We start from the raw sequence: 11,616 nt of genomic DNA on the forward strand, positions 1-11,616 counted from the left end.
TCAGGCGCGGGGTGCGTCCCCGCCGTCGCCGGGCGCGTCGTGGCCGGTGTCGGCGCCGGGCGCGTCCCCGGATCCGTCGGATCCCGTCCCGTCGCCCAGGATCTCCGCGAGCGCGGCGTCGAGGTCCGCGGACGACTCGGCCGCCTCGCTGCGCCGAGAGGCGTAGCCGGCGGGGTCGTCGAGATCCTCGGCGGTGGGGAGCAGGTCCGGGTGGTCCCACACGTGGTCCCGCGCCTCAGGCCCCTGGTCCGCGCCGATGCGCGCCCACAGCGTGGCCGCGTCCCGCGACCGGCGGGGCCGCAGCTCCAGCCCGACGAGCGTCGCGAACGTCTGCTCCGCGGGGCCGCCCGCGGCGCGGCGCCGGCGCAGCATCTCGCGCAGCGGCACGGCGTGCGGGAGCTGGGGGAGCGCGGCGGTCGCGGTGACCTCGTCGACCCAGCCCTCGACGAGCGCGAGCGTCGTCTCCAGCCGGGCGAGGGTCGCGGTCTGCTCCGGGGTGTGCTGGGGGCCGAACACGCCGCCGCCCGACAGCGCCGCGCGCAGGGCGTCCATGTCGGACAGGTCGACGTCGGCGACCTTCTCCTCGAGCGCCTGGACGTCGATCGTGATGCCGCGGGCGTACGCCTCGACGAGCCCCAGCAGGTGCGCGCGCAGCCACGGCACGTGCGTGAAGAGGCGGGCGTGCGCTGCCTCGCGCAGCGCGAGGTAGAGGCGGACCTCCTCGAGCGGCGCGTCGAGACCCTCGGCGAAGTCGGCGACGTTGCGGGGGAGCAGGACGGTCGACGGCTCGTCGAGGAGCGGCAGGCCGATGTCCGTCGCGCCGAAGACCTCGCGCGACAGCGTGCCCGCGGCCTGCCCGACCTGCATGCCGAACATCGCGCTGCCCATCGACCGCATCATCGTCGCGGGGTCGAGCCCCGACAGGCCGCTCAGGGCGCCCGGCGGCAGACCGGGGATGCTGAGCTCGGGCAGGCCGGTCTCGCCCTCGGGCAGGTCCCCGAGCTGGTCGGCGAGGATCCCGGACAGGGCGTCCGCCATCGACGCGGCGACGGGCGCAGCGAGCGTGTTCCACGCCGGAAGCGTGCGCTCGACCCACTCCGACCGGCTCCACGCGGCGCGCGCCCCGCCCGCGGGCGGGAGCTCGGTCGCGGTGTCGAGCCACAGGTCGGCCACGGTCAGCGCGTCGACGACGGCGCGCGCCTCGCCCGCGGTGACCACCGGGTCGCCGCCGGTCACCGCGACCTGGCGGGCGACGTCGTGCGCGAGGTCCGCGTTGACGGGACCGGCGCCGGGCTGCGTGAGCATGCGCTGGACGCGCTCGAGGATGGGCCCGAGCAGCTGCGGGTTGGCGGCGAGCTCGGAGCTGGCGCCCAGCGCCTCGGGGTCGAAGCCGTGGGCGCGCAGCTCACGCATCGCCTCGTCCGCGTCGGCGCCGAAGACGGAGCGCAGAAGCTCCTCCCAGCCGGACCGGTCGGGCGATCCGCCGCGCGCGGCGTCGTCGGGCAGGTCGGTCATGACTCCTCCAGGGAAGATCCGCGGTTGCGCCTGTCGCCGGTGTTATCTTGGCCATATCGTGCCGTCAGGGGCGGGTGGGCATCGACAAGGGCCAGACGACGACAACGGTCGTCGGCGGCTCCGTTCGTCCTTCACCGTAGCCGCTGCGGGGGCTGTGAGGGTGGAGGTGAGCCGTGGTCGGCACACGACTTCGCTCTCAGCGCAGCCCGGACGACGCCGCCGCTGACGGCCCCGGTGGAGCGCACGACCGCGTGGTCGTCGTGGGCGAGGGACGGCTCGCCGAACGCCTCGCCGTCGGCCTCGGGGCCACCCACGTGCCGGAGCTTCCCGACGACCCCACGGACCTGCTGCGCGACGCCGGCGCCCTCGTCGCCCTCGGCCACACGGCCGACTTCGCCCTCGAGACGACCGAGCGGAACCGGCGCGACCGCCTCGTCGAGCAGGCGCGCCGCGCGGCCAGGGCCGTGGCCGAGCACGGGCTCCACGGCGTCGTCGTGAGCTCGGCGATGGTGTGCGGGGCGGCGCCGGGCAGGCCCGTCATCGTCGACGACGAGCCGCGCGACGAGGTGGCGTCCACGTCGCCGGGCGTCGTCGGCCGGATCGCCGCGTTCGAGCGGGCCTTCGAGGCGGAGCTGTCGACGGCCGGCGAGGGCGACCACCGGTCGACGATCCTGCGCTGCGCCGCGCTCGTCGGCCCGGGTGTCGACACGCTCGTCACCCGGCACTTCGAGGCTCCCCGGCTGCTCGTGGTCCGCGACGCCGCGCGGGGCTGGCAGCTCCTCCACCTCGACGACCTCGTGACCGCCGTCCGGACGACGCTTGGCCACGGCCTCGCGGGCGTGCTCACGGTGGGCCCCGTGCGCGACGACGGGACGCCCGACGCTCTGACGTCGGACGAGGTGGCCGAGCTGTCGGGCCGGCGCCTGCTCACGCTGCCGGCGTCGACGGCCTTCGCGCTCGCGGAGAGCCTGCACCGCGTCGGGGCGGTCCCGGCGCCGCCCGACGAGCTGGCGTTCGCGGTCTATCCGTGGACCGTCGACCCCGCCCGACTCGTGGCCGCGGGCTGGCGCTCGTCCTGGTCGTCGGCCCGCTGCGTGGGCGTGCTCGTCGAGGGGCTGCGGTCCGGCCTGACGCTCGCCGGGCGCCGGGTCGGGGCGCGGGACGCCGCCGCCCTGGGCGCCGCGGGGGCCGCCGTCGCCCTTCTCGGCACGGCCGCGGTGTGGCGGCAGGCTCGCGGGCACGGCCACCGGTGACGTCCGCGCCGGAGCGCCGGTTCGCGTCCTCCCAGGTTTCTCCGCCAGGATGTCCCCTGTGTCCGGACCGGTGAGCCCGCAGGGGGGCGGCAGCATGCCGTCGACCGAGGCCGGTCCGGTCGTCACGCCGCGGACCCGCACGCTGTCGTGGGCCGGGCTGCTCACCGTCGTGCTGCTCGCGGTGCTCGTGTTCCTGCCCGCGCCGTTCGTGGTCAACAGCCCCGGCCCGACGTTCGACACGCTCGGCACGTCCGGCGGCAAGCCGGTCCTGCAGATCTCGGGGGCCAAGACCTACCCGACGACCGGCGAGCTCCGGCTGGTCACCGTCCTCGAGGCGGGCGGCCCCGGCTACGCGGTCACGCTCGACCAGGCCGTCGAGGGCTGGTTCCGCAAGGACACCGTGCTGCTGCCGCGCGACCTCGTGTTCCCGCCGGGGACGACGCAGGAGCAGGAGCAGCAGGAGTCCCACCAGCAGATGGTCTCCTCGCAGGAGTCCGCGACCGTCGCAGCCCTGACCGAGGTCGGCTACGAGGTCCCCGCGACGCTGACCGTCGTGGGTGCCGTCCCCGGCTCCGGCGCGGTGGGCGTCGTGGAGAAGGGCGACGTCGTCACGACGTTCGACGGCAAGCCCGTCACCACCTACACGGCCCTGCTCACCGCGCTCGACGACACGACGCCCGGCGACACCGTGACCCTGGGCGTCACCCGCGGCGGGGCGAGCAAGGATCTCACCGTCAAGACGTCGCGCGCCGCGGACGGCAACGCGCAGCTCGGCGTCTACATCGACCCGAAGTTCGACTTCCCGGTCGACGTCACGATCAACCTCGCCAACGTCGGCGGGCCGAGCGCCGGCCTCATGTTCTCGCTCGGGATCGTCGACAAGCTCACCTCCGCGGACCTCGCGAAGGACAAGACCGTCGCCGGCACGGGCACGATCGACGTCGACGGCACCGTCGGGGCCATCGGCGGCATCCGGCAGAAGATGGTCGGGGCCCGGCGCGACGGCGCGACCTGGTTCCTCGCGCCCAAGACGAACTGCGACGAGGTCGTCGGCTACGTGCCGGACGGCATGCACGTCCTCTCCGTCGGCACGCTGCACGAGGCCCGCGCGGACCTGCTGTCGATCCAGCGCGGCACCGCCTCCGGGCTGCCCACCTGCCAGGGGCCCTGACCCCGCAGCCCCCGGCCCGCGACGACGCCGCGGACGGCTCTTACCGACCCGTCCCGATCCGTCCACCTGTGGGAGCCTGGGGGCAGCCGCACGAGACCCCGCGTCCCAGCCATCCGAAGAGGTCGCCTTGTCCTTCGCCTCGTCCCCGTCCCAACCCCGCCGGCCCGCGCCCGGCCCTCGCACCCGACGGCGCAGCCCCCTCCTGATCACGCTCCTCGTCCTCGTGGCCGTCGTCGTGCTCGTGGTGGTGGCCTCCCAGCTCGGGACCGAGGTGCTGTGGTTCCGGCAGCTCGGCTTCGGCCACGTCCTGCTGACCGAGTGGGGCACCCGGCTCGTCCTGTTCCTGCTGGGCTTCCTCGTCATGGGGGGCGCGCTCTACGCGTCGATCGCCGTCGCCTACCGCAACCGGCCGCTCTACGCGCCGAGCACGCCCGAGCAGGCGACGCTCGACCAGTACCGCGAGGCGATCGAGCCGCTGCGCCGCGTCGTCACGATCGGCCTGCCCATCCTCATCGGCCTGTTCGCGGGCGCGTCCGCCGCGGGCGCCTGGAAGAAGGTCCAGCTCGCGCTGCACTCCCAGTCCTTCGGGACCAAGGACCCGCAGTTCCACCTCGACCTCGGCTTCTACGTGTTCTCGCTGCCGTTCTGGCGGTTCGTCGTCGGGTTCGGGGTGGCGGTCGTCATCATCTCGGGGCTCGTCGCGATCGTCACGCACTACCTCTACGGCGGCATCCGGGTGGGCGCCAGCGCCGGCGGTCGCCTCGCCACGACGCGGGCGGCCCGGGTGCAGCTCTCGCTCACCGCGGCCGCGCTGCTCCTGCTCATGGCGGCGAACTACTGGCTCGACCGGTACTCGCTGCTCACGAAGAACGGCACCGACTTCGCGGGGGCGGGCTACACCGACGTCAACGCGGTCTTCCCGTCCAAGCTGATCCTCGCGGGGATCGCGGCGCTCGTGGCGGTCATCTTCATCATCACGGCGTTCCGCGGGGACTGGCGGCTCCCTGTCATCGGCGTCGGGCTCATGGTCGTCGCAGCGATCGCGATCGGGGGCATCTACCCGGCGGTCGTGCAGCGCTTCACGGTCAACCCGAACGAGCAGGCCAAGGAGTCGCCGTACATCCAGCGGAACATCGACGCGACCAAGACGGCGTTCGGCCTCGACGACGTCGACGACCAGCCCTACAAGGCGACGACGACGGCGCAGAAGGGCGCCCTCAAGGCGGACTCACAGACCACCGCGCAGATCCGGCTGCTCGACCCACAGATCGTCAGCCCGTCGTTCCGCCAGCTCCAGCAGAACAAGCAGTACTACGACTTCCCGGACACGCTCGCTGTCGACAAGTACACGATCGCCGGCAAGAGCCAGGACACCGTCATCGCGGCGCGCGAGCTCAACCTCGCTGGCCTGGGTGCGGACCAGCGCAACTGGACCAACGAGCACACCGTCTACACGCACGGCTACGGCGTCGTCGCGGCCTACGGCAACACGACGACGTCGGACGGTCAGCCGGCGTTCTTCGAGCGCGACATCCCGTCGGTGGGATCCCTCGGGACGTACGAGCCGCGCATCTACTTCGGTCAGAACCTGCCGGGGTACTCGATCGTGGGGGCGCCGAAGGGCACCGCGCCGTGGGAGCTCGACTACCCGGACGACTCGTCGAACGGGCAGGTCAACTACACGTACACGGGCGACGGCGGGCCGACCATCGGCAACTTCGCCGCCAAGGTCGCGTACGCGATCAAGTTCGGCGACGAGCAGCTGCTGTTCTCCGACCGGGTCACGTCCGACTCGCAGATCCTCTACGACCGTGACCCGCGCGAGCGCGTCCAGAAGGTTGCGCCGTACCTGACGCTCGACGGCCGGGTCTACCCGGCGGTCGTGGAGGGCCGCGTGGTGTGGATGGTCGACGGGTACACGACCTCGAACGGCTACCCGTACTCGACGGGCACGGCGCTCGACTCGGCGACCGCCGACGCGCTGACCCAGCGGTCCACCGCGATCGCGGCGCTCGCGCCGCAGGAGGTCAACTACATCCGGAACTCCGTGAAGGCGACCGTCGACGCGTACACCGGGAAGGTGACGCTCTACGCGTTCGACGACGAGGACCCGGTGCTCAAGGCCTGGCAGTCCATCTTCCCCAACACGGTCGAGCCGATGTCGCAGATCTCCGGCGCCCTCATGAGCCACGTCCGGTACCCGGAGGACCTGTTCAAGGTCCAGCGCACGCTCCTCACGCGCTACCACGTCGAGGACGCGTCCCGGTTCTTCCTCGGGCAGGACTTCTGGAGCGTGCCCAAGGACCCGACGACGAGCTCGTCCGCGACGCCCGCGTCCTCCCAGCCGTACCAGCCGCCGTACTACCTGACGCTCCAGATGCCGGACCAGAAGTCACCGACGTTCTCCCTGACGTCGGCGTTCGTCCCAGGCGGCAACACCGACAGACAGATCCTGACCGGGTTCCTGGCGGTGGACGCCGACGCGGGCGACCAGACGGGCAAGGTGTCGTCCGGGTACGGGAAGCTCAGGCTCCTCGAGCTGCCGCGCAACGCGACGGTGCCCGGGCCGGGTCAGGTGCAGAACAACTTCAACTCCGACCCGACCGTGTCGTCGCAGATCACCCTGCTCAAGCAGGGCAACTCCGACGTGACGCTCGGCAACCTGCTCACCCTGCCCGTCGGCGGCGGCCTGCTCTACGTCCAGCCGGTCTACGTGCAGTCGAAGTCGGGCACGTCGTTCCCGCTGCTGCGCAAGGTCCTCGTGGGCTTCGGCGAGCAGGTCGGGTTCGCCAACACGCTCGACGAGGCGCTCAACCAGGTCTTCAAGGGCGACTCCGGCACCAGCGCCGACGACAGCAACCAGGGCACCGGCGGCACGGGGGAGGGCTCCGGCCAGACCGGCGGCACCGGCGGGACCGGGGGGACCGGCGGGAACGGCGGGACGAGCTCGGGCGCGCAGGCCCAGCTCGACTCCGCGCTCGCCGACGCCCACCAGGCGATCGAGGACGGTCAGAAGGCCCTCAGCGCCGGCGACTTCGCCGGTTACGGCCAGGCGCAGAAGCGCCTCCAGTCCGCGATCGAGGCGGCCACCAAGGCGTCCGACGAGCTGGACGGCAGCGGGTCCACCCCGACCGCCTCGCCGACGCCGACGCCCACGGGGACGTCGGGCTCGGGCGGCTGACGGGCCGCTCCCGACGCCGTGCACACGACCGGGGGCAGGCCGATTTGGTCCTGCCCCCGGTCGTCACGTATGGTTACGGAGTCGACGCGGGGTGGAGCAGTTCGGTAGCTCGCTGGGCTCATAACCCAGAGGTCGCGGGTTCAAATCCCGCCCCCGCCACCAGAGAAAGGCCCTCGACCGGAAGCGGTCGGGGGCCTTTCGCCTTGCCCGGAGCGATCAGGTCTCGCCGAAGTCGACGAGGGCGACGCGACGCCGCGCTGCGGGCGTGTTCAGCATGTCGATCCGCCGATCCCGCGCCGTCACTGCTGAAGCCGAGCGCCCCCACGAGCCGACCGCGGGCGACGAGCGCGAGCAGAGCAAGCCGGGCCCGCGCTGGTGCGGCGCCACTGCCGGGCCGCCTCGGCGCGGGAGCGCGGTCCCCGTGGTCGAGCGGGTCGCCCGGCGGGCGACCACGGGGATCGTGATCGCCGAGTGCGCCGTGGGCGGCGTGCTCTACCTCGCACGTCAGCCGCCGTTCTTCCCCACTCTCGTACGGCTCGGCTACCCGCCGTACCTGGCGACCATGCTCGGCACCGCGAAGCTGCTGGCGGCCGGGGTCCTCGTGCTGCGCGCCGCGGGTCTGCTGCCCCGGTTCCTGCCGCTCGAGGGGGCGCCTGTGCGGGCTTCCTCGTGAACATGGTCGGCGCGACGTGGTCCAACCTGGCGGCGGGCGAGGGAGCCGCCGCAGCCGCACCCTCGTCGTGCTCGGCCGTCGTCGCCCTCGCCTCGTGGTGGTTGCGTCGTCGGGCGCGCATGATGGAGTGACGGAGGTGGGAGCGATGAAGGCTTCGATCGGGGACCGCGTCATCACCGTCTCGGGCACGATCGGGACGCCCGCGCGCGAGGGGCGCGTGGTCGAGCTGCGCCACCTGGACGGGTCGCCGCCGTTCGTCGTGGAGTGGGCCGACACGGGGGAGCGCAGCGTGGTCTTCCCCGGCCCGGACACGGTGCTCGAGCACGACGACGGCGCGGCGCCGGGAGGAGGGGACCTGTCCGCGGGCGACCCGGACGAGGCGGCGAGCGCGCCAGCGCCGCACACGACGTGGCGGGTCCAGGTGGACGTCTTCGAGCACGGTGGCCACACGCACGCGCAGGCGCTGCTCGTGGCGCCGGGCGAGGACCTGGCGTCGGGGCTCGACGAGCTCCGGTCCGTCGGCCAGGCGAGGCGTGCGCCCGGCGACCCCGACATGCCGCTGGTCGGCGACGAGCTCGCGGTCGGCCGGGCGCTGCGCCGGCTCGCGAACCGGCTGCTCGGGGACGCCGAGCAGGACATCGCGCACGCGACCGGCGATCGTTCGCACGTCCACGCATGACGGCGGGCACCCCGGACGGGAGCGGTTCGCTGCGCGCGGTGGTGCACGGCCGCGTGCAGGGCGTGGGCTTCCGCTGGTCGACCGACCGCGAGCTCGCGCGCCTGGACCTTCGTGGCAGCGCCGAGAACCGGTCAGACGGGACGGTCGTCGTCACGGCCTCGGGCCCGGCGGCGGCGCTCGACGTGCTCGTCGCCTGGCTGCGAGGAGTCGGTCCGTCCGGCCCGCCGGGCAGCGTGGAACGGGTCGACGTCGAGCGCTAGGTCGCCGACGGTGACGCTCGGTTCGCCGACGGTGACGTCCCGTGGTCGGGGCGGGCGGTTCGGGGGTGTGGCACGCGGTCTTCCATCCGGCTGCGCTCGTTCCTCGCTCCGGCTCCCGCCAGGCCCTCCACGACCGCGCGCCACACCCCGTCCCACCCTTTTGCGGCCGTCGCACCTCCGCAGGAGGCCGGCCCCCCTCATCCCCGCGGCGGACCGTGCGCCGAGTACGAGGTTTCTCGCCGAGCACGAGCCCGAGACCCTCGTCCTCGACGCAGAACCCTCGACCTCGGCGCGGGGCGACCCGTCAGCGTGCCGAGCATGCGGTTGGTCCGAACCGCCTGCCCGAACCCACCCGCGGACCCGACCACGGACGCCTACGTCACCGACCACGGACGCCTACGTCACGGCGAACCGCCGTCACGCGACGGGCGCGCCGATCCGCCGGCAGGTCGCGCGCTCGACGAGCGCCGTCGGCAGCCGGACGTGGACGTCCCGCTCGACGCCGTCGATGAGGTCGACGAGCAGGCGCAGCGCCTCGGCGCCCATCTGGTGCAGCGGCTGGCTGATGGTCGTGAGGGGCGGGGTGGCGAGCGCCGACTCGGGCACGTTGTCGAAGCCGATGATCGAGACGTCGTCGGGCACGCGGACGCCCAGCTCGCGGGCGACCTCCATGGTCGCGAGCGCCGAGAGGTCGTTGGACGCGAAGATCGCGGTGGGCCGGTCGGGCCGGCTGAGGAGGTCGCGGGCCGGGCCGGCGGCGGCGTCGCGGATGTACGAGCCGACGCGCACGAGGCTCGGGTCGACCTCGAGACCGGCGTCGGCCATGGCCTGGCGGAACCCGGCCTCGCGCAGCCGCGACGACTCGAGGTCGCCACGACCGGCGAGGAAGCCGATCCGCGAGTGGCCGAGGTCGAGGAGGTAGCGGGTGGCGGCGACCGCGCCGGCGTAGTTGTCGGAGTCGATCGTGGGCAGCCCGGACGGGCCGGTGTGGGGGTCGACGGCCACGACGGGCACGCCGTGGTTGGTGTCGACGACGGTCGGGGTGACGATGACCGCGCCGTCGATGAGCGTCCCGGACAGCCGCGAGAGGTAGCGGCGCTCCCACCCGACGTCGGCGCCCCGGCTGCCGCCCGAGTAGGCGAGCAGCTCGTAGCCCGTCCCGGTGATCGCGTCCGACGCGCCCTTGAGGAGCTCGGCGGAGAACGGCTCGAACTCAGCGACGAGGATCCCGAGCACGTGGGTGCGGCGCGAGCGCAGGCTCTGCGCCCCGAGGCTCGCCTCGTAGCCGAGCCGCTCGATGACGCCCTGGACGCGGTCGAGGGTCTCCTGCGCGACGCCGTAGCGGCCGTTGACGACCTTGGAGACCGTGGCCACGGAGACGCCGGCTTCGCGGGCGACGTCGGCCATCTTGACCCGGGGGGCGAGGTTCACTCCCCGATCATAGGTGGCATCGGTGTCGTCGCTAAAACGTTATCGATATCGGTTGACACCGCGGTGCGTGACGCGCCAGACTCGCAGCCGTCACCTCAGGTTCGATCCGTCGACGACGACGAAAGGCTCAACGATGACCAGAAAGTTCCGTGGCGCGGCACTGCTCGCGCTCGGTGCGAGCGCGGCCCTCGCGCTCACCGCCTGCTCGGGCGGCGGCGGCGACAACGGCGGCGGCGGCGCGAGCGGGGACTCGAACTCGCCCGTCACGCTCCACATGTGGACGAACGCCTCGACCGGACCGGGCACCGAGTACTTCGCCCAGTTCGCCAAGGACGTCCACGCCAAGTACCCGAACATCACCCTGGACATCCAGAACATCCAGAACGAGAACTACGACGGCAAGCTCCAGACCGCGATCAACTCGGGGTCGGCGCCGGACATCTTCTACCAGCGCGGCGGCGGCAAGATGGGCGACATGGTCGACGCCGGTCAGGTCCTCGACCTGTCCGACCTCATCACCGACGAGACCACGAAGGCGATCGGCGACGGCGTCCTCAAGTCCGAGCAGATCGACGGCAAGACCTACGCCATGCCGTACACCGTGACCCCCGGCGGCATGTGGTACAGCAAGGACCTGTTCCAGAAGGCCGGCATCACGAGCAACCCGACCACGATCGACGAGCTCAACACCGCGGTCACCCAGCTCAAGGCCAAGAACATCACGCCGATCGCGCTCGGCGCGAAGGACGCATGGCCCGCCGCGCACTGGTACTACTGGTTCGCCCTCCGGGAGTGCTCCGAGGACACGCTGAACTCGACCGCGAGCAGCCTGAAGTTCGACGACCCGTGCTGGACCAAGGCGGGCGAGGACCTCGACAACTTCGCCAAGACGGACCCCTTCAACAAGGGCTTCCTCAGCACGTCGGCCCAGCAGGGCGCCGGCAGCTCTGCCGGCATGCTGGCCAACCACAAGGCCTCCCAGGAGCTCATGGGTGCCTGGGAGCCCGGCCAGGTCGCGTCGCTCACCCCGGACCAGAAGCCGCTGCCCGACCTCGGGTTCTACGGCTTCCCGGCCGTGACCGGGGGCAAGGGTGACCCGAAGGCGATCATGGGCGGCGTCGACGGCTTCTCGTGCTCGGCCAAGGCGCCCAAGCAGGCGTGCGCCGACGTGCTCAACTTCCTCGTCACGAAGGACACGCAGGAGCAGTTCTACAAGGCGTTCAACGCGCCGCCGGTCAACCACGACGCGCAGTCGGTCGTGACCGAGTCGTACCTCAAGGAGGCCATCGCGGCCTACAACCAGGCCCCGTACGTCTCGCTGTGGCTCGACACGCTGTACGGCGCGAACGTCGGCAACGCGCTCAACACCGCCGTCGTCAACCTGCTCGCGGGCAAGGGCTCCGTCGCCGACATCATCTCGACCGTCAACGCGGCCGCGGCGAAGGGGTGATCT

The 11,616-nt window shown here is 72.7% G+C and carries 10 protein-coding genes and 1 tRNA gene; 9 read left to right on the forward strand and 2 right to left on the reverse strand.

Going from position 1 to position 11,616, the window contains the following annotated elements; translation table 11 throughout:
* Positions 1–1,515, reverse strand: a complete 1,515-nt coding sequence (locus ACLQ14_RS10150) for a zinc-dependent metalloprotease (RefSeq protein WP_425812527.1) — start codon at positions 1,513–1,515, stop codon at positions 1–3.
* Between the two features lie 173 nt (positions 1,516–1,688).
* Here ACLQ14_RS10150 and ACLQ14_RS10155 point away from each other — a divergent pair, with 173 nt between their 5' ends.
* The 8 genes from ACLQ14_RS10155 to ACLQ14_RS10190 all read left to right on the forward strand — a co-directional run bounded on the left by ACLQ14_RS10155 (position 1,689) and on the right by ACLQ14_RS10190 (position 8,732).
* Positions 1,689–2,768, forward strand: a complete 1,080-nt coding sequence (locus tag ACLQ14_RS10155) for a nucleoside-diphosphate sugar epimerase (protein WP_425812529.1) — start codon at positions 1,689–1,691, stop codon at positions 2,766–2,768.
* A gap of 94 nt (positions 2,769–2,862) precedes the next feature.
* Positions 2,863–3,939 carry a YlbL family protein gene (locus ACLQ14_RS10160; protein ID WP_425812531.1) on the forward strand — a complete coding sequence of 359 codons (1,077 nt, stop codon included), beginning with the start codon at positions 2,863–2,865 and terminating at the stop codon, positions 3,937–3,939.
* Positions 3,940–4,066: 127 nt separating this feature from the next.
* Positions 4,067–7,120, forward strand: coding sequence for a UPF0182 family protein (locus ACLQ14_RS10165; RefSeq protein ID WP_425812533.1), 3,054 nt, complete (start codon positions 4,067–4,069; stop codon positions 7,118–7,120).
* An 85-nt stretch (positions 7,121–7,205) separates the two neighbouring features.
* A tRNA-Met gene (locus ACLQ14_RS10170) sits at positions 7,206–7,282 on the forward strand.
* A gap of 112 nt (positions 7,283–7,394) precedes the next feature.
* Positions 7,395–7,793, forward strand: coding sequence for a DoxX family protein (locus ACLQ14_RS10175; protein ID WP_425812535.1), 399 nt, complete (start codon positions 7,395–7,397; stop codon positions 7,791–7,793).
* Positions 7,794–7,795: 2 nt separating this feature from the next.
* Positions 7,796–7,924, forward strand: a complete 129-nt coding sequence (locus tag ACLQ14_RS10180; RefSeq protein ID WP_425812537.1) for a hypothetical protein — start codon at positions 7,796–7,798, stop codon at positions 7,922–7,924.
* 14 nt (positions 7,925–7,938) lie between these two features.
* The gene (locus ACLQ14_RS10185) at positions 7,939–8,472 is read left to right on the forward strand and encodes a dsRBD fold-containing protein (protein WP_425812539.1); all 534 of its coding nucleotides are present in this window, start codon (positions 7,939–7,941) and stop codon (positions 8,470–8,472) included.
* The gene (locus ACLQ14_RS10190; protein WP_425812541.1) at positions 8,469–8,732 is read left to right on the forward strand and encodes an acylphosphatase; all 264 of its coding nucleotides are present in this window, start codon (positions 8,469–8,471) and stop codon (positions 8,730–8,732) included. Before ACLQ14_RS10185 ends, ACLQ14_RS10190 begins: the two co-directional genes overlap by 4 nt.
* A gap of 417 nt (positions 8,733–9,149) precedes the next feature.
* Here ACLQ14_RS10190 and ACLQ14_RS10195 read toward each other — a convergent pair whose 3' ends face one another.
* A complete protein-coding gene (locus ACLQ14_RS10195) occupies positions 9,150–10,139 on the reverse strand; it encodes a LacI family DNA-binding transcriptional regulator (protein WP_425812882.1) in 990 nt (329 codons plus the stop codon).
* Positions 10,140–10,296: 157 nt separating this feature from the next.
* Here ACLQ14_RS10195 and ACLQ14_RS10200 point away from each other — a divergent pair, with 157 nt between their 5' ends.
* Positions 10,297–11,613: an ABC transporter substrate-binding protein gene (locus ACLQ14_RS10200; protein ID WP_425812543.1), complete on the forward strand. Its 1,317-nt coding sequence runs from the start codon at positions 10,297–10,299 to the stop codon at positions 11,611–11,613.
* Positions 11,614–11,616: the final 3 nt, after the last annotated feature.

It is taken from the genome of Luteimicrobium sp. DT211 (assembly GCF_049844995.1).
In the GTDB taxonomy this organism is placed as follows: Bacteria; Actinomycetota; Actinomycetes; order Actinomycetales; family Cellulomonadaceae; genus Luteimicrobium.

Coding starts and splice junctions, on each gene's coding strand:
- ACLQ14_RS10150 (WP_425812527.1), bottom strand. CDS start 1,515: ATGACCGACCTGCCCGACGACGCCGCGCGCGGCGGATCGCCCGACCGG.
- ACLQ14_RS10160 (WP_425812531.1), top strand. CDS start 2,863: ATGCCGTCGACCGAGGCCGGTCCGGTCGTCACGCCGCGGACCCGCACG.
- ACLQ14_RS10175 (WP_425812535.1), top strand. CDS start 7,395: ATGTCGATCCGCCGATCCCGCGCCGTCACTGCTGAAGCCGAGCGCCCC.
- ACLQ14_RS10180 (WP_425812537.1), top strand. CDS start 7,796: ATGGTCGGCGCGACGTGGTCCAACCTGGCGGCGGGCGAGGGAGCCGCC.
- ACLQ14_RS10185 (WP_425812539.1), top strand. CDS start 7,939: ATGAAGGCTTCGATCGGGGACCGCGTCATCACCGTCTCGGGCACGATC.
- ACLQ14_RS10190 (WP_425812541.1), top strand. CDS start 8,469: ATGACGGCGGGCACCCCGGACGGGAGCGGTTCGCTGCGCGCGGTGGTG.
- ACLQ14_RS10195 (WP_425812882.1), bottom strand. CDS start 10,139: ATGGCCGACGTCGCCCGCGAAGCCGGCGTCTCCGTGGCCACGGTCTCC.
- ACLQ14_RS10200 (WP_425812543.1), top strand. CDS start 10,297: ATGACCAGAAAGTTCCGTGGCGCGGCACTGCTCGCGCTCGGTGCGAGC.